The 18,664-nt window shown below is 49.2% G+C and carries 15 protein-coding genes and 2 tRNA genes; 2 read left to right on the forward strand and 15 right to left on the reverse strand.

From position 1 onward, the window contains the following. Positions 1 to 103: 103 nt before the first annotated feature. A tRNA-Cys gene (locus ACXX82_RS07830) sits at positions 104 to 179 on the forward strand. Here ACXX82_RS07830 and ACXX82_RS07835 read toward each other — a convergent pair. The 11 genes from ACXX82_RS07835 to ACXX82_RS07885 all read right to left on the reverse strand — a co-directional run bounded on the left by ACXX82_RS07835 (position 177) and on the right by ACXX82_RS07885 (position 13,202). Further along, a complete protein-coding gene (locus ACXX82_RS07835) occupies positions 177 to 1,493 on the reverse strand; it encodes an MFS transporter (RefSeq protein WP_458562722.1) in 1,317 nt (438 codons plus the stop codon). The two genes, ACXX82_RS07830 and ACXX82_RS07835, sit on opposite strands and share 3 nt — an antisense overlap. A gap of 109 nt (positions 1,494 to 1,602) precedes the next feature. Then, complete coding sequence (tcuB, locus tag ACXX82_RS07840) at positions 1,603 to 2,742, reverse strand: tricarballylate utilization 4Fe-4S protein TcuB (RefSeq protein WP_458562723.1); 1,140 nt, start codon at positions 2,740 to 2,742, stop codon at positions 1,603 to 1,605. Beyond that, entirely contained in the window at positions 2,729 to 4,159 is a 1,431-nt protein-coding gene (gene tcuA, locus ACXX82_RS07845) for an FAD-dependent tricarballylate dehydrogenase TcuA (RefSeq protein WP_458563970.1), read from the reverse strand. Before tcuA ends, tcuB begins: the two co-directional genes overlap by 14 nt. 82 nt (positions 4,160 to 4,241) lie before the next feature. Beyond that, positions 4,242 to 5,165: a LysR family transcriptional regulator gene (locus tag ACXX82_RS07850; RefSeq protein WP_323506548.1), complete on the reverse strand. Its 924-nt coding sequence runs from the start codon at positions 5,163 to 5,165 to the stop codon at positions 4,242 to 4,244. Positions 5,166 to 5,378: 213 nt separating this feature from the next. Continuing rightward, a complete protein-coding gene (locus ACXX82_RS07855) occupies positions 5,379 to 6,434 on the reverse strand; it encodes an alpha/beta hydrolase (RefSeq protein ID WP_322233355.1) in 1,056 nt (351 codons plus the stop codon). A 138-nt stretch (positions 6,435 to 6,572) separates the two neighbouring features. Beyond that, positions 6,573 to 7,244, reverse strand: coding sequence for a carboxymuconolactone decarboxylase family protein (locus ACXX82_RS07860; protein WP_458562724.1), 672 nt, complete (start codon positions 7,242 to 7,244; stop codon positions 6,573 to 6,575). Positions 7,245 to 7,489: 245 nt separating this feature from the next. Then, positions 7,490 to 9,658 (reverse strand): two-component system response regulator, encoded by a 2,169-nt coding sequence (locus tag ACXX82_RS07865; RefSeq protein WP_458562725.1) that lies wholly within the window; start codon positions 9,656 to 9,658, stop codon positions 7,490 to 7,492. Continuing rightward, entirely contained in the window at positions 9,655 to 11,250 is a 1,596-nt protein-coding gene (locus ACXX82_RS07870; protein WP_323506545.1) for an ATP-binding protein, read from the reverse strand. The genes ACXX82_RS07865 and ACXX82_RS07870 overlap by 4 nt, the downstream gene beginning before the upstream one ends. Next, entirely contained in the window at positions 11,251 to 11,814 is a 564-nt protein-coding gene (locus ACXX82_RS07875) for a heme NO-binding domain-containing protein (protein ID WP_322233363.1), read from the reverse strand. A gap of 429 nt (positions 11,815 to 12,243) precedes the next feature. Further along, the gene (locus tag ACXX82_RS07880) at positions 12,244 to 12,672 is read right to left on the reverse strand and encodes a hypothetical protein (protein ID WP_322233365.1); all 429 of its coding nucleotides are present in this window, start codon (positions 12,670 to 12,672) and stop codon (positions 12,244 to 12,246) included. Between the two features lie 224 nt (positions 12,673 to 12,896). Then, positions 12,897 to 13,202 carry a hypothetical protein gene (locus tag ACXX82_RS07885; RefSeq protein WP_322233367.1) on the reverse strand — a complete coding sequence of 102 codons (306 nt, stop codon included), beginning with the start codon at positions 13,200 to 13,202 and terminating at the stop codon, positions 12,897 to 12,899. Between the two features lie 1,094 nt (positions 13,203 to 14,296). On the opposite strand from ACXX82_RS07885, the gene ACXX82_RS07890 reads away from it, so the two are divergent. Continuing rightward, positions 14,297 to 16,072, forward strand: coding sequence for a putative bifunctional diguanylate cyclase/phosphodiesterase (locus tag ACXX82_RS07890; protein WP_458562726.1), 1,776 nt, complete (start codon positions 14,297 to 14,299; stop codon positions 16,070 to 16,072). A 316-nt stretch (positions 16,073 to 16,388) separates the two neighbouring features. Here ACXX82_RS07890 and ACXX82_RS07895 read toward each other — a convergent pair. From ACXX82_RS07895 to ACXX82_RS07910, 4 genes are all read right to left on the reverse strand, one after another. Continuing rightward, positions 16,389 to 16,464 (reverse strand) — tRNA-Thr (locus tag ACXX82_RS07895). 25 nt (positions 16,465 to 16,489) lie between these two features. Beyond that, positions 16,490 to 16,999 (reverse strand): ClpXP protease specificity-enhancing factor, encoded by a 510-nt coding sequence (locus tag ACXX82_RS07900; protein ID WP_458562727.1) that lies wholly within the window; start codon positions 16,997 to 16,999, stop codon positions 16,490 to 16,492. 194 nt (positions 17,000 to 17,193) lie between these two features. Continuing rightward, positions 17,194 to 17,805 carry a glutathione S-transferase N-terminal domain-containing protein gene (locus tag ACXX82_RS07905; RefSeq protein WP_108442713.1) on the reverse strand — a complete coding sequence of 204 codons (612 nt, stop codon included), beginning with the start codon at positions 17,803 to 17,805 and terminating at the stop codon, positions 17,194 to 17,196. 85 nt (positions 17,806 to 17,890) lie between these two features. Further along, positions 17,891 to 18,655: a cytochrome c1 gene (locus ACXX82_RS07910; protein WP_322233424.1), complete on the reverse strand. Its 765-nt coding sequence runs from the start codon at positions 18,653 to 18,655 to the stop codon at positions 17,891 to 17,893. Between the last annotated feature and the right edge of the window lie 9 nt (positions 18,656 to 18,664).

Raw genomic sequence — 18,664 nt, forward strand, 5'->3', positions numbered from 1 at the left:
ATGTCGCGAAGAGAAATACCAAAGTCCCAACAGCTAAAAAAAGCGCTAAACACAGACAGTCCGTCGTACCCTAACAAAAACGAAGGGCCATAAATTGCCACTTGAAAAAGTAGCAAAGTGGTTATGCAGCGGCCTGCAAAGCCGTCTACGTCAGTGAGATCCTGATCTCCGATTTTTCACATTGGACGTACGGCAATGTGCTTTTCTACCTGCGCACCCTTACCGTTATAAAGAATCAGCGTCGCCATAAGTCCGCACACCGCGGCGAAGCTCATCCAGTACGCTGGCGCAGCCTTATCACCCGTGATTTGAATAAGGAACGTCGATACGGCAGGCGTAGATCCGCCAAAGACGGCGGTAGCCAGACTAAAGGCCAGCGAAAAACCAGCCACCCGCACGTTCACCGGCATTACTTCTGTTAAGGCCGCCACCATTGCGCCGTTATAGACGCCGAAGAAAAACGAATACCACAACAATACGATGAGCATGCGCCCAAAACTAGGAGCGCTCACCAGCCAGGATAAGGTCGGATAGGCGGTAAAAATCGCCAGTACGGTGATAGCAACCAAAATAGGTCGTCGACCGATTCGATCCGACAATGCGCCACCAATTGGTAGCCAGATAAAATTCGAAATACCGACGCATAACGTCACCAATAAACTATCCGATGTACTCAGCTTAAGCACGGACCGGCCAAACGTCGGCGTGTACACGGTGATCAAATAAAACGTCGTGGTCGTCATCGCCACCAGCAAAGTACCGGCAGCAACCGTACGCCAGTTCTGCACCATTGAACTGAATACTTCACGCGTGCTCGGATGATGTTTGCGTGCGCTAAACTCTGCGGTTTCCTGCAACGACTGACGCAGAAAAAAGATAAACGGCACGATGGCGCAACCAATAAAAAACGGAATGCGCCAACCCCAGTCGACAATGGCGGAAACCGACATCCAGGCGTTCAATCCATATCCGAGTCCGGCGGCAACTACGATAGCCACTTGCTGACTGGCAGATTGCCAGCTGGTATAAAAACCCTTGTTGCCGGGAGTCGCCATTTCCGACAAGTAAACGGAGACGCCACCCAGTTCCGCGCCAGCAGAAAAACCTTGCAATAAACGACCGATCAACACCAACAACGGCGCAACAAGACCGATGGTTGCATAACCTGGCACACACGCGATCAGAATGGTCCCGCTAGCCATAATCGCTAGCGTCACGATCAATCCCTTGCGGCGGCCCACTTTGTCAATATAAGCACCCAGTACGATCGCGCCAACCGGACGCATCAGGAAACCTGCTCCAAAGACTGCGAACGTCAACATGAGAGACGCGAATTCACTCCCCGCAGGAAAAAATGTTTTAGCAATTTGCGAGGCGTAAAAGCCAAATAAGAAAAAATCGAATTGCTCAAGAAAATTGCCACTAGTGACGCGTAAGACCGCGCCCCATTTAGAGGATGATTTCCCCGATGCATCTGTTGTCGGCACGGTCATGACTTGTCTCCTGAAAAGGATGTTGAATAATTTTTTGTAGGTATTTTTGTTTGGGTAATACCGAGATGATTAAATGAACAAAAATCTCGTTGCACGTCTTGATGCCACGTCATTCATCACCCGTTTGCAATTTGGTTGGTTGACGCTTTTCAATCGCCCATTTAAGCAATGCGGCGCTACGATAAATACCATGCGCAAACTTACCGTACGGCAGCGTCAAAAACAGTGCCATTACCACGCCCAGATGAATTGCCAACAGCAACGCCATTGCGCCGGTATCACGCCAGATCAACAAGGCCAGACCGGTTCCGCTCGTCAGGAAAAGCAACGCAATGAAGCCACGGTCCATCGGCTTTTGCGCTTGATCTCCATGCATTGGATGGCGTCGTAAATTGAGCCATAACAATCCCGCTGGCCCAATTAATAATCCTATACCGCCGGCGATCCCGAGTAAAACAGGCAAGCTCAGCACAGGATAAGGTACGTGCAAATCGAACAGAAAATGATACAGCGTCGCAACGCACGTCGCCGCAAAACAGAGCGTAAAACCATAAAAAGTGAAATGGTGAAAGCGCCGTCGCCACAAGGTAAAAGCATCGTCGGCGTTATTGCACCCTTCTCCATGTCCACCGCCCAGATAGGTCAATTGCAATACGTTGCCGGTTGCTTCTGCAACGGCGCTACCCGAAGTTGGCCCGGGCGACTCGGAGCGCCAAAAGCGTCGCACGCCGATTCCCAAAGCCAGCATCGCAAACAGAAACACGCTCCCAAACATTAACGCCAAGGTATTATGGGGAAAAATCGCGTAGAAATTTCCCGCCAGCGGCGTAAATAAAAGCGTTCCTCTTAATAACATCGTCAGTGCCAGAAACAGCGCCAGCGCGCCAGCCGCGGCCAGCGCAAGCGTCAACCCGTTACGCTGATATAACACACCCAGTGCAGGCGGCCACGCGTAATCGGTGTAAGTCTGCAATCGCACTTGCGCCATTGCCTTCGGTACATTCACCGCAAATTCATGCGGCAACGCGTACTGACACGCGTGCAGACAAGCGCCGCAGTTGTGGCACAAATTAGCGAGAAAATGAATATCGGATTTGCCGAATTCGAGACGTCGCGCCATCGCAGGAAAGACTGGGCAGAAACCTTCGCAATAGCGGCAAGAGTTGCAAATTGTCATCACACGATCAACTTCGATTTCATTAGCCGCCAGCCCTCGCGCATCGTTGATCAAAACTTCAAGCAGCTCCATGGTGCACTTTCTTTTCGTTATTCTGGTACTTCTTTGAAACCCCGGCAGCATGCGCCGCCTCAGTGCCAGCAATCCTCCCAAAGGCGGTGCCAATCGCCATTCCCACCCCAGCGGTATAGCCTTTGCCCAGCACGTTGCCAGCCATCATTTCACCGGCAACAAACAAATTTTGGCTCGGTTTGCCATTAAAGTGCACCGTCGAACGCTCGTCGACTTTCAAGCCAAGGTAGGTAAACGTGATACCAGGCCGCAGCGCATAAGCATAAAACGGCGCTTTATCGATGGGCTGCGCCCAGTGTGTTTTTGGCGGTACCAAGCCCTCGGTATGACAATCGTCAAGGATACCGTGATCGAAAGTCCCCACGCGACACGCGGCGTTATACCCTTCGATTGTTCGCACAAAAGCCACTGGATCAAGGCCGACCAGCACCGCTAACTCGTGCAAAGTGTTCGCTTTAGTGCCAGGAAAAACTGGTGGCATAAAACGCCCTATCGCTTTTGAGTCAATTACAGAGTAGCCGATTTGCCCCGGTTGATGCGCTACCAGACGCCCCCAGATCGCATACCGCTTCGGCCAAAAATCTTCACCCTCGTCGTAAAACCGTTCAGCATTTTTATTGAGCATCACGCCCAGCGAGACGCAATCGATACGGGTGCAAATACCGCCATCGTAAAGCGGCGCCCGCGCATCAATTGCCACGCAGTGCGACTGCGAAGGATCACCGATCATGTCGGCTCCCGCATCTTGCATGAATTTCAGCAACACGCCCATGTTGAAACGCGTACCGCGAATGAGAAAATTGTCGGCGACCCATTCTCCATTTATCTGGCCCCAAGCCTCGCGTAACCATTCGCGATTCGACTCAAAACCTCCGGCAGCCAATACGCAACTGCGCGCCTCAATGCGCTCCGTGCCGATCTTCGCTGCCAGAAATCGCCCTTCGCTATCGAGATCAAGCGCATCCACCGCGGCGTTATAGCGAATCGTAATGCCCAGCTTTTCGGCACTACGGTAATAAGCATTCACCAACGCCTTACCCCCGCCCATAAAAAATGCGTTGGTGCGGGCGACGTGGAGTGTGCCGGAGATAGGTGCCTGAAAATGCACGCCATGACTACGCATCCAGTCCCGACAAGTGGCTGATGCGCATATCGTCAGACGGGCGAGTTTTTCGTCGGTAAGACCGCCAGTGACCTTCAACAAATCTTGCCAGTATTCCTCTTCAGGGTAAGCATCAATCAACACGTCTTGCGGTGCGTCGTGCATGCAACGTAAATTGCGTGTGTGTTGAGAATTGCCGCCACGCCATTCGCGCGGGGCCGATTCGAGCAGTAAAACTGATGCGCCCTCCTCGCGCGCCATCAAAGCGGCACAAAGTGCAGCATTTCCACCGCCGATTACTAATACATCAAACATCAAGATTGTCTCCCCAATATTTGAAGGACTATAGCCGTCAAGGTCTTCACGCACTAGCGGCAGATCAGACAAGAGGTCTTCACTATTTGTGAATAGTCGCACCCGGCCAACGGCCTTCAGATACCAGGGACCGCGTCACATCGGCCAGCACCACGCGCGCAGCCAAGCCCGATGGCGATAGCTCATTGTCAGATAAACTGACCAGCATATTGGAGCGAATCGCGTGCGTATCCGAAATATGCACCGCGGTCAGTCGCTCGCTATCACCACGCGCAAGCGCTGCGCCGGGTTGAATCGTCGCACCGAAACCAGCACGTACCGCATCCATTAACATCGCCAGACCATCAATCTCCGCCACGATATGCGGTGTGCATTTGGCGCGTGCGAATGCAGCGTTGAGCATTGAACGCAGACCGTGCGGTCCGCTAGGAAGAATCAAGGGCAGGTTTGCCAGCTGCGCCAACCGCACCCGTTTGCCGGTAGGAAGGTCGGCAAGATCACTTGCACCGATGACAAACAGGCGCTCCTCCAACAACGGCATGACGCTCCAGCGCTGGGCAGGATCGGCATGGAACAGAATCGCAAGATCAATTTGCCTCGCACCGAGCATCGTTGTCAAATGACCCGACAGACTCTCCACCATATGCAGTCGAACGTCGGGATAGCGTTCACGCATCGCGCACATGAAAGGCAAACCGAGGACGCCGGTAGTGCTTGGTGCCATACCGACGCTGACATGGCCCGACAGCCGAGCTTGTTGCGCCGCACGCGCCGCATCATCGACATGACGCAATGCAAGCTGGGCCTGATGCAAGAACGCAAGTCCGGCATCAGTAGGCGTGACACCGCTCGACGTGCGCTGCAATAAACGCGTCGATAGTTCGCTTTCAAGCCGACTTATTTGCTGACTGAGCGCAGAAGTGACGACGCCAAGTTCACGGGCAGCGCGCCCCATGCTGCCTTGCTCGACGACGCGAACAAAATAGCGTAGCTGCCGAAGTTCCATAGCGGTTCCCAAAATAGGATAATAGTTGCGCGGCAATTAATCAGGCGCGTACCCACATAAATAAAAATTCAGAGGATTCGCTGGCCCGACTTTGCCCATCTGAACCAAGGCGTCACTATTCTACTATTCTACTATTTCACCATTCCACCATGACGCCATGACGCCATGACGCCATGACGCCATGCACCCAGGCTGTGCGTTTTACATTAACTTTCACAGATCAGGTTTGATATCCTCATCCAGAAATCCCTGCACCGCCTGAAACAATTGCATGCGATTCTTTTCCATGATGATCGTATGCGTCCCCTCACCAATTTCTACATAGCGCTTATAAGGAACGTTCGTCAGCTTTGCAAAATACGCGTGCAACATGTAACTAGGAAGGTCGGCGTCCCACTCCGCATGCGCCAAAAATGTCGGTACCCGAATCAGGCCAGGATCGTAAAGCGGCTTCCCTACCGACCAAAACTCTCGAGAATCTTGCACTGTGCCGTTTGGCGCACGCAAAACCGGTTTGCTTTGACTCGCACCCACCGTGTCGGTCGCCAGTGTCGCCTGCGCCCATTGCTCATACCAACCGGCTGGAATCAACGACTCCTTTTTGTTTTCCGGCACGCCCGTTAGCCAGCGCTTTTTGGCGGAATCCATCGACACCGAACGGTACGCCCCCAACTTGCCACCCGTATCGGTCAGCGAGGCGTCGTTGCGCAACCATTGTGGCGCGTATAAAACCAGCTTATTTACTTTATCGTTATTTTGCGAGGTATACCAGCCCATCGTGCTCGTACCCCAAGACCAGCCCAGCAAATCAAGCTTCGGCGATCCGGTACGCTTGAGAATAAAGTCGACCGCTGCACCAACATCCTTCACCGCCGTTTCGGTTCGCACAAGCGGCGCATTTTGATCCGCTGCCTGCGACATTTCTGGCGGTCGCGTCGAGCGTCCATAACCACGCAGATCAACCAGATAGACGTCGTAGCCATGCTGCGCAATATAATCCATCCAGGACATACCATTGAGTGGCAAGTCGAAGGCCGTCTCTGATGGATAAGTTGAACCGTGGACATATAAAAGAATTTTATTTTGACCAAATTTTTTAATACTTTGCAGATGCTTATTGCGCACATACAGTTGAATGCCAGGATCGGCAGAAGGCACCATAAACTCCTGCATCACAATCTTTTCACCATCTGCTGCGGCTGACATACCCGCAGATGCCATCATCAGTAATCCCATTAAAACCTTTACTATCTTTACGAAAATCTTCACCTAGTCTCCCTTGATTATTATGGTTATTGCCAGATCAGTATCACACGTTTCGGCGCACCGGCTTTTACAAATGACAAAACGCGCATCATCGCCTGGCACCGGTTCGCTGCACTAAAAATTAATACGTGTGCCGCACGCTCAGCGACCTTTTTCTGGAAAAGGTAACGTTTTGTTCGCCGCCACCGACTCCTCACCCAGACTAAGCAACATTGCCACGGTCACGTAAGTACCGCTGACGGCCACGAGATCGACCAATTGTTGCTCACCCAAAATGGCCTTGGCGCGATTAAACAGCGCATCGCTGATTTCGTGATGCTCACTGATGGTCATGCAGACGTCGTACACAACTTCTTCATTGGGTTGCATTCCTCGAGGGCGAATATTAGCTTTGAGATCATCCGCCACCGACGCAGGCAAACCTGCTTTCAGCGCTAAAGGATAATGGGCGAACCATTCAACTTGAGACGTCCACAAGCGTCCCTGAATAAGAATCGCAAATTCATTAAGGCGCTTCGGCAGCGACGTTTCGAATCGTAGATAATCCAGCAGTCGCTTCATGCGATCGGCGAACACCGGACTGCGCAGCATGACGTTGTAAGGACCCGACAGGCCGACGCTCGATATGGCCACGATCTCCTCGGCAAGAACCTTCGATTGTGGCGAAATATTTTCCATCGTCAATTGCGGAAAGCGTTTTGGCTGGTGATCGTCCCTCTCCTGAGCGACAGCCACCGCAGTAAATCCACTTAATAAAAAAACTAACGTATTGCGTGCAAAACTGAAATGTTTACGCGAACAAATCCTAAACATTGTTATCTCCCTATTTTTATTAAATATGCTTTTTTATGTTGATGTCGTTCTTACTAACGTCCAATGACGGAGTTGCAAAAACGATAATGACTTTACCAGAAAGCAAGGAGACTTGCTGACCATGGATGTAGAGGATAGGATGAAACCAAACGTACGACGGCAGAAGGAAAGCAGCAACTTTGCTTTCGGTACAACATGCCATGTATCGGCAAGACTGCAAAGCCGAAGCAAGGGTCAATTTCGTACTAAACCGCCCCAACGCGACCCGGACTAACCTGATCTTGGAGTAGCAATTGTTCAAATTGCTCAGGCATTACCGGCCGTGAATATAGATATCCTTGCGCATAATCGCAACCGGCGGCGAGCAGAAAATCTTTTTGTTCAACCGTCTCCACGCCTTCGGCAATGACCTTCAACCCCAACTTATGTGCCATCACGATAATAGCCGTTGAGATCGCCCTATCGTTGGCATCGGAGGCGAGATTGGAAATGAATGATTTGTCGATTTTCAGGTAATCGATATCGAGTTTTTTCAGATACGACAAGGATGAGTAACCGGTGCCAAAATCATCTATTGCCATCTGCATACCGGCCGTTCGATACTGGCATAACTTATTTGCTATTTTTGAATTTTCTCCAAGCAGCAAACCCTCGGTTATTTCAAGTACAACATGGTTACCTGAAAGACCTATCTCATCCAGATGCGCCAACCATTCTTGCTCCTGCCGATTACCTTCTTTTTTCAATTGCACTGGAGAGATGTTAATGCTGACCTGAAGACCGTGCGGCCGCTGCTCGGCCCAACGCTTAGTCCAGAGAACTGCCTCTCTAAAAACCCAGTCGCCCAGTTCTATGATCAGCCCCGTTTCCTCCGCCACGGGGATAAATTCAATTGGCCCCAAGATACCGCGTTCCGGATGACGCCAACGCACCAATGCCTCGGCCTTGTGGATGCGACCACTTGCCATCTCTACAATGGGTTGAAAATGAAGCAGGAACTGATTGGTCTGAATCGCAGTACGCAGATCGTTGATCAGACTTCTGCGGCGCAACGCCGCCTCTTGCAAGAAGGGAGTGAAATAGTTGAAACAATTACCACCTTTTTGTTTGGCCAGGTACATCGCCTGATCCGCATTATTCAGCAGTTGAGCAGTGCTTGTGACGCTATCGGAATAAAGCGAAATTCCGATACTCGCCGAAATGTAGGCAACGTCTACACCCAAAATATAAGGCTGCGCTAATTGATCGATAATCTGCTGCGAAATCCGCTCAACGGGACTAGTTTTACCCATCTGCGTCAACACCACGACAAATTCATCCCCACCAAGGCGTGCAACGATATCCGAAGCGCGCGTCAAAGCGGTAAGACGACGCCCGGTTTCCTTCAAAAGAAGATCACCGGCAGCGTGCCCGAGCGTATCGTTTATTTCCTTGAAGTGATCGAGATCAATAAATAACAACGCCATAAAGCGACCAGCGCGATGATGATTCTTTATTTCCTGCTGCAAGCGCGCGCTAAACATGCGGCGGTTGGGTAACCCGGTCAATTCGTCGAAGTTAGCTTGCTTCCATATGACGTCTTCAGATTTCTTTTTGTCAGTAATGTCGGAAAACAACGTGACATAGCCTTGCAACGATCCATCCTCATTTTTGAGCGTATTAATCACCATCCACTTGGCGTAAGTCTCACCATTTTTCCGCCGGCCCCAGAACTCTCCGTCCCAGTAGCCCACCACTCTTAACGCCTCTAACATGTTCAGATACGGTGTACTCTCCCGCGACTCTTTGCTAAACAAAACCGATGCGCGACCTTCAACCTCATCAAAACTATATCCGGTGATTCTGGAAAATGCAGGATTAATTGCCACCGTCCGGAGCGCAATGTCCGATACCAGCATTCCTTCCCCGCTATTCTGATATACCAACGCGGCTATCCGCATTCTTTCGGTAAGTCGTTCCCGTTGCGTAATCGCTTCCTGCAATGCCGTATTTTGTATGGATAATTGTCGATGAATTGCCTGTACGCGAAGTTGCGTATGGATCCGTACAAATACCTCCTCAATTTGAAATGGCTTGGTAATGTAGTCGACACCACCAGCATTAAAACCTTCCACCTTGCTCATGGTACCCGTCATCGCCGTCATAAAAATTACCGGGATATCCGCAATGCTATCGATAGCTTTCATACGGCGACAGGTTTCAAACCCATCCATACCGACCATCATCACATCCAGTAAAATCAGATCAGGATGTACGAACTGCGCCCGTTTCAACGCCTCCTCCCCATCTTGGGCGGTCAGCACGTCGAATTCCAATTCCTCCAAATAATCTACCAGAACCCTCAAGTTTGCCGGGGTGTCGTCGACGATCAAAATAGTCTGATTCCGCAAAGCGGGGTCTACAATCGGCATCATGTACTCTCTTTACCCGACAGATGCTGTTCAATCAATTTTAAGATTGCTTTGGTTTGATAGTCTTTAGCCAGAAAACACAGCTTTTCAACAAACCCGCTATAGCGCGGATCCAACTCCATCAGTTTTTTAGCGTACTGATTAATTTTGCGAATATTGCCGACCAAGGCGAGCTGATACAGCTTTTCGATTTCATCGGGCGGTGGAATCGTCATGCATTCCTGCGGAACCAGCGACAATTCACCTCCGAACGGTTCTGGTATCAACACCTTATCGCGTTCGGAATCGGTCACGTCCGCTATTAACTCGAACCAAAAAATACTTCCTTCCCCGACTTTACTTTCGACATAAATGGTGCTCTTCATCATGTGTATTAGCTGCGTACTGATGGATAGCCCCAAACCGGTTCCACCAAATTGATTTTGGGTTGCAGCGACCTGTTCAAAGGGCCGAAAAATTGCCTCCAGTTGATCTGAGTGAATACCGATACCGCTATCCTGGACCTCGAACCGCAGGCGCGCTTGACCACGCGCAAACGGCTCACTGCCCACTCTAAGGGTGACCTGCCCTTTCTCGGTAAACTTGATCGCATTACTTAATAGATTAAGTAAAATCTGGCGCAATCGCAGTTCATCAAGACGTACCTTTTGGGGAAGATCAGGCGCCATCTCCACCGTAAATATCAAGTATTTTTGCTGCGCGCGCACGCTGATCATTTTAGTAATGGCTTGCAAGAATCCACACAAATTAAACGTTCTTACATTTAACTCAAATTTACCGGCCTCGATTTTTCCTAAATCGAGTAAGTCATTAATAATCGTCAATAAATGTTCGCCGCTCTCGTAAATCGTGTGCAAGCCAGCCAACTGACGCTGATTGAGATTCTGATCGGTTTGAAGGATTTGGGTATAGCCCAATATTGCATTGAGCGGCGTACGTAACTCATGACTCATATTGGAAAGAAAACTACTCTTTGCCTTATTCGCCACTTCGGCCCTGTTTTTCTGGACCGCCAACTCTGTGGTACGCTCACTGACCCGTTGTTCAAGTTTCTCATTCATGACTTGCAATGCTTGCTCGGCCTCATAGCGTACTTGCACTTCAAGCTTGAGACGCTCAGCGAGATTGCGTAAATCCTGCATCATGCGTGCTTTTGCTTCTATCAAAAACAGGAAATCTACCGTCGAATCATGCAACGCGAAATCATTGAAGGACAAACCGAGGCCCTTCACGCCTTGCACATCGCTGACAAATGGTGAGCAAAGGAAAAGCATCAAATCTCCCTCAGGGCGATTCCACACCAACATTTGTCCCTTGATGATATGCCGGGTTTGGAGGCACTCCACAAAAAATACTGAAAACAATTGACTCGCAATCGAGTCAAAATTCATGAGCAATCCAGTAGGCGTGACAACCTGAAACAGGTCTTGAACGCTGGCACCGCATGCAAGCGATGGCACAAGCCGTGACATTTTTTCGCCATGCTGAACAATCTGCCCCTTGCAATCAAAGGCAAGATGAAACGGAAATACCTCCTGCATCAGTGCAGGCGGTATGCCATACAACAGCGCTGGGGAGGAGATTTCCTTCGTCATCTACAATACTTCTGGCTGCGCACGAGGAGCATAGCAAACTGCAAATTCCTCAAAGTTTAATCCTTGTTCGGCCCCACGCACGTGCTCAATACTGACATCGGTGTTGAAGCGCTCACCTAAACCTTTTAGCAAACCCTTTACCATTGGTGCATAGCCGCTACGTGATGAACGATACTGAAGCTTAAAAGCGCCACGCGTTTCATCAGTAACAAGAAATGATGGTGGCTTCAGGTCTGGCATCCAAAGACCAATCCGCGCATGCATGTTGTTCAGATTTTTTATGAACGCCAAAAAATCTTGCCCTGACATATCCAAAACATAGTCATAGTTTCGGCTAGCAAATCCCACCCAATACTCACCAAAACCCGCCAAAATTTCGCTGGCGCTCGTATGCAAAATAGCGCTCGCTGCCTTCACCAATTTATCCGTCAGATCTTCAGGATATTGATCCAAGGAAACAAACACATCCACAACGCCTGCCTCTGATCGAATTTTCCCCCACATGGCTTCGCCATATCCCTCGATCACCATTTCCTTCACTGCCTGATTGACAAGCCCGTACATTCCTTATCCCTCACGATTTAATTGATTTCATGTACGCAATACCGAGAGCGATATCAGCAGAAAGACCAGGCTTACACCACCTCGGCATCATGCAGTGGGGCAGACTGCGCTGCCATCGCGCCGCAGAAATTCAGATAGGCATATCGGCTGGCCAAGTTCTGTTTTCCCATCTTACACAGCAGATTATAAAAATGCAATATAGAAATATTTCTATAAAATATTATGTTAAAAATGAATAATTTTACTCATCAATACACAGACGAATCTCAATAATTCCCAAAGGAAATTCGAAGGGAATGTTACGATAAATTACCACGCTCACGTCGCCGATAACCGAGTTCATTGACCCGGGGAACTCATCAATGTGCCGCTGAGAAAGTCAGCATAGTGATCAAAAAAACGTGACCGCTCCATCAACGCGACCGTTGTTTATTTGAATCGCAGTTGCCTTGTTTTGCCAACCACCGGCGGAGGAATGGCATACGCGAGATGATCTTCAGAAGGATGGTCTACTTTCGAGCGCCGACCCTCTTGCTGCATCCGTTGATGCGCTTCCATCCAGACCGGCACAAAGACAGAAATTTGATTCCAGTGAACGACTGACGCCTCATCGCACCAATGTAAAAGTTTGGGCATGACCTGGCGATGCGAGCCGCTGGTCATGAAGAGCCGCATTGCGGACTCGCTTTGCCATAAAGTGATAGTCCAGAAAGTACTCTTTTGATCCCGTAAAAGGCGCACATCAAGGCTGCCTGTTGAGCGCGATGCCTGAATGGACGATAGCAGAGCATGAATGAAGAAAAATGGCAAATAACGCACAGACCTGACTCGCAAACGTGTGACGGATACAAACACCATTATTTTTCCCGGACAATCCTTTTAACCAGAATCAAACCGACATGCAAAGTCGGGCGTTTAACGACAGATGGAATGTCACTTTGCTATAGCGACCTTCCATCTTGCCAGACAAGAAAAATGCACGCAATCAGGTAAATAAGGAAGTCGTTAGACGATCTAAAATACGTGCAGAATTAAATAGAAGCGCACGTTACTCTTCACCTTTGCTGGCGCGGGTATTTCTTCTATCGATTGAGCCTATCGATGCGAGCGGCGGCAAGTTCTGCCAGCATCTGAGACGACGTTAAAGCAAGACCAAACAAGCGATCCGTGTCAACGATGTTCAGCATTGGCATCGTATCGCTAACGTCCCCATCGCGATCCATCGTGCTGAAGTGAGTCAGATCAATACAGGTTTGTATACCTTGGCAGACATCCATCGTCAGAGCATAAAATTGAGCGGGTCCATCCGTTCTATATTTAAGAGGCAACCAAGAAAATGGCTGATGGACAGCGTCTGTTCCTGATGTTGACGCGGTGGGGTTTCTCATGCTGGCATCTCCCCGACAGGGCATGGGCCTCCTCCCGAAAAATCGGTCGTGAACAACGCCATATAGCTAGAAACAGCTTGATCGGATTTGGTTTTCGTCAGCGCTGAATCTGCTGACAAATGTGGTGAAAAACGGGAAGAAAAACGGGAGGATGTAGACGTACTCGTACTAGACATGCTTCGTTCCTTTCTTGCGGTTAAACCGCTTCCCGCGACTAAACGGGGTGCGCGGCAAATGACAGGGTTAGTCGACTGGTGCAAAAAAGAAAACCAGCAAGCACGAAGGCTTCCCTGCCGCCGCCCATTAAGGACGAACCAAGGCAGACACACATAAAAATACCGCATTACGCGGTCTGTGCGCTTTTTTTGCATTCAGGCGACTAAACCCGTTCCCTTTTTTTTCAGGGATCGGCAGAAGATAACGAGTTTTCCGATTAGCGCAAATTTAAAAAAGGGGACGCGTTCATGATTTACACATAGGATTATCGAGGCGTTGTTTTAATTAAAACGTTGCTTAACGAAGGCTATGTCGAGGCGGTAAGAATATGCGAAGGTCTGCTAATGTCCGGCGCTCAGATGCGATCGACGAACTTCGGCGATGTCCGATATTGCCGTAAATCTTAATATTTAATAAATTTTTATCAATCTTTCTCAATCTTTCTACGATAGCGTCCAACGATTAGATGGGTGACCGATAGTTTCCAGCCAATTTTTTCCGTGGAGCAACGTTCTGATTTCTTTCGTGCAATCAAATCACAGAGGGCGCTATAATTGCCTTTGCACCGTTCAAGGCCACTTTAGGCAGTAAGCCGATGCCGGCCTGAAATTTTGATACTTTCTACCGTTATGTTGTCCATTAGCGCAAAAACATAGAATAACCAACATTTATCTTGAGTGACTATCGGAACACGATCCATTGCACTGTTACTTGCTCTGCACTGTTACTCGAACAGGTTAAAAAATGAGCAAGGCACGATTCAGATTACTCCCGCAGCATATCGGCCGCCTCTTAGCGCCTCCGTCGGCGAAACTCGGACAAGGATTAGTATGTCCACGTCTCTGCTCCAGTGAACGACTAGAAAGAGGGCGCATCATATGAAAGAGTTGTCGGAATTAGCGGAACTCGTCATTGCCAACAAAGAACTCGCCTTTCAAAACCAAGAAAAAGGAAAACGGGCAGCCGAGCTCGTCATTGCCAACAAAGAACTGGCCTTTCAAAATAAAGAAAAAGAAAATCGCGCGGCAGAGCTAGCCATTGCCAACAAAGAACTGGCCTTTCAAAATAAAGAAAAAGAAAAACGCGCCGCGGAACTAGCCATTGCCAACAAAGAACTCGCCTTTCAAAACCAAGAAAAAGAAAATCGCGCCGCGGAACTAGCCATTGCCAACAAAGAACTCGCCTTTCAAAACCAAGAAAAAGAAAAACGCGCCGCGGAATTAGCGATTGCCAACAAAGAACTCGCCTTTCAAAATAAAGAGAAAGAAAAAAGGGTGGCGGAGCTTGTCGTTGCCAACAAAGAACTCGCCTTTCAAAATGAACAGAAAGGAATGCTCGCAACAGAGCTTAATAACTTAGCCTTTTACGATACGCTCACTGGTCTGCCCAACCGACGGCTTTTGCTAGATCGTCTCCATCACGCATTCGCCTCTAGTGAGCGCAGTGGTCGGGACGGTGTGTTGATGTTCATTGATCTGGACAAGTTCAAGGATCTCAACGACACGCTTGGCCATGACTTCGGTGACTTACTGCTACAACAGACAGCGCTACGTCTGGAGTCTTGTATGCGCGAAAACGACACCGTGGCGCGACTTGGTGGAGATGAGTTTGTCGTCATGCTGGGAGACCTGAGTGAACACCCGATTGAAGCCGCTATACAGGCTCAAGCCGTCGGCGATAAAATTCTCGCTACGCTCAATCAGCCTTACTTGCTTGCCACGCACGAATATCACAGCACGCCCAGTATCGGCGCGGCGCTTTTTAAAGATCAGGGCAAGTCTGCGGAAGAACTGCTGAAACGTGCTGACATCGCCATGTATCAGGCCAAGAAAGCAGGCCGCAACACCCTGAGATTCTTTAACCCGAAAATGCAGGAAGTCATTAACGCCCGCACTTCGCTTGAGGCCGACTTACGCAAAGCAATGGAAAACCAGCAATTTCAGTTGTATTACCAAATTCAGGTGGATAGTTCGCACAGTCCATTTGGCGTGGAGGCTTTGATTCGCTGGATACATCCAGATCGCGGTTTGGTACCTCCCGCTCAATTTATTCCGCTAGCGGAAGAATCTGGTTTAATCCTGCCCATTGGGCAATGGGTGCTGGAGACGGCCTGTCACCGGCTCAAGATATGGAGGCATGATGCGCGAACCCGCGATCTGGTTCTGGCGGTGAACATTAGTGCCGTTCAATTTCACCAGGCTGATTTTGTCGCACTCGTCGAATCGTTAGTAAAACGACATGGCATCGACCCAACGCGTCTCAAGCTGGAAATCACCGAAAGCTTGTTGCTGAAGAACGTCGAAAACGCCATTGCCATCATGAGTGCATTAAAAGCAATCGGCGTCCGCTTCTCACTGGACGACTTTGGCACTGGCTATTCATCCTTGCAATACCTCAAGCGCCTCCCGATCTCTGAGCTAAAAATTGACCAGTCGTTCATACGCGACATCGCCACCGATAGCAGCGATAAAGCGATTGTGTGTGCCATCATAGCCATGGCACACAGTCTGAACCTGGACGTTATTGCTGAAGGCGTCGAAACGGAAGATCAACGACAATTCCTCTTGGATAAACGCTGCACGCATTACCAGGGATATTTATTTGGTCAACCGTTACCGATTGAAAAGTTTAAGGCGTTACTAGAGCAGGTTTGAAATACTTAATGAGTGGAATATCGGTATCTGCTAATAAAGCGGAGCATCCATTGACCTGGTGTGCGCTGCGGTCTCGCTTCGATACAACACGCAGGCGTATATCTATTAAAAATAGAGGCTTTCGGTTTTGAGAACTGCGGGAGATGGCGGGGACTGACAATAACGGTTGTATACCTCAATATCAGCTGGGACATGCTACAGCGACTATGACAGCACGCTACGTCCGATATCGCAGAGGAAAGCTGGTTAAGCCAACAAAATGAGGTTTTGCGGAACAAAAGAAAAAGGCCCACATGACTGTGGGCCTTTTAGATATTGGTGCTGGCTGCAGGACTTGAACCCGCCACCCCCTGATTACAAGTCAGGTGCTCTACCAGATGAGCTAAGCCAGCAAATGTGCGAGAACAGAATTATACATTACTTAATTCGCGTTAGGGTGGGTCTACCACCTTTTTTTGGTGGTTCCGGATCTTTTTCTGGATCAGCGCTATTTTCTTTGTCGCCAGAGTTTGTACTTGGCGATGGAACCGATGTCAATGCAGGAAATCCAGCGCTTGATGCGGGCTTGGCTTGCGCATTTTGATCGTCCGGGTTGACTGGCTTTTGCTCCGCTAACTTGGTTACTTCAAACGCCATGCCTTGTCCGTTTTCACGGGCATAAATCGCGATGACATTTTCTACCGGGACCGAAATTTCACGGGAGACGCCGCCGAACCGTGCATTGAAATTAACGAATTCATTGTCCATTTTAAGGCTGCTGGTCGCCTCGAAACTGATGTTGAGGACGATCTCACCATTTTTTACGAACTGCTGCGGGACGCGCGTGTTGGCATCGACCTTGGCCGCCAGATAAGGGGTGAAGCCGTTGTCGGTACACCATTCGTAAATGGCGCGTAGCAAGTAGGGTTTAGTAGAAGTTTCGGACATCATCAATACGAAGGAAATACAAATGTGAACTGAAGATTTGGTATGTGCGCTAAATCAAGTGCGTAACATGCGATAAAAATAAAGCAAATTACGAGGTAATCTGAAAGATTGGCCAAATACAAAAATCGTGCAGCTGCTGGGCCAGCAACTGCACAATATAACCTATTTTTATACAGGCTATTTAAATCCGTCGATTAACGACGCATTACTTTCTCTGACGGGGTCAGCGCTTCGATGTAGGCTGGACGCGAGAAAATGCGCTCAGCGTACTTCATCAACGGCGCTGCGGTCTTCGACAACTCGATACCGTAGTGATCCAAACGCCATAGTAATGGGGCAATAGCGACATCCAACATCGAGAACTCATCACCCAACATGTACTTGTTCTTTAAGAACAAAGGTGCCAGCGTCGTCAGGCGATCGCGAATTTCTGCGCGTGCGACTTGATGACTTTTTTCTGCGCCCTTGGTTTTTTCATTTTCCAAGACGTGTACGTGAACAAACAATTCTTTTTCAAAATTGAATAACATCAGACGTGCACGTGCGCGCATCAACGGATCAGCTGGCATCAGTTGTGGATGCGGAAAGCGCTCATCAATGTATTCGTTGATGATATTCGACTCATACAAAATCAGATCGCGCTCAACCAAAATAGGCACTTGGCCGTATGGGTTCATCGTCGAGATATCTTCCGGCTTGTTGAATAGATCAACATCACGGATTTCAAAGTCCATGCCTTTCTCAAACAAAACGAGACGGCAACGTTGCGAAAATGGGCAGGTTGTACCTGAATAGAGAACCATCATTTTATAGTTCCTTAAAAACAAAGGGGTGAGGCGCGGTACGGCTCACCCGAAAACGCATACCCGCAAAAACGCGAGCATGAAATTGTTATTTCACTTCTTTCCAGTACGACGCATTTAGACGCCATGCCACGACGAAAAATAATCCGAGGAAGAGTAGAACCCATACACCCAGACGCTTACGCGTGTTTTGTGTTGGCTCGCCCATCCATTCAAGATATGACACTAGGTTAGCAACTGCAACGTCATACTCCAAACGTGTCATTTTTCCTGGTGTGACTTGCTCGAACTTAGAAAACTTATGTTCAATTTTGCCTTCTTCTTCGGGGTCCTTGACGTCTTCGAACTTGGCAGTACGAATACCTTCCAACTCCCACAACACGTGTGGCATTGCGACATTGGGGTATACCATGTTGTTCCAGCCAGTTGGACGCGTATCATCCTTGTAGAAAGTACGCAGATAGGTATAGAGCCAATCCGGACCAGAACCTGCCTCAGACGCTTTAGCACGCGCAATCACCGACAAATCCGGTGGTGCGGCGCCAAACCATTCTTTGGCATCCTTCGGCGACATGGCGACGTGCATCAAATCACCCACTTTGTCGCTTGTAAACAGCAAGTTGGCTTTGATCTGATCTTCGGTCAATCCGATATCGCGCAGACGGTTATAACGCATCGACGACGCAGAGTGGCAATTCAAGCAATAGTTAACAAATAGCTTGGCACCACTTTGCAGAGCCGACATGTCTTTGGTGCGATCCGGTGCCTTATCGAGCGGATAACCGCCTTCGCTGGCAAAAGCCAACGCTGGCAGCAGCACAAGAGTCGCAATCAAACTTTTTAGCAATTTCATGTATGTCCT

The sequence above is a fragment of the Glaciimonas sp. GNP009 genome, assembly GCF_054343755.1.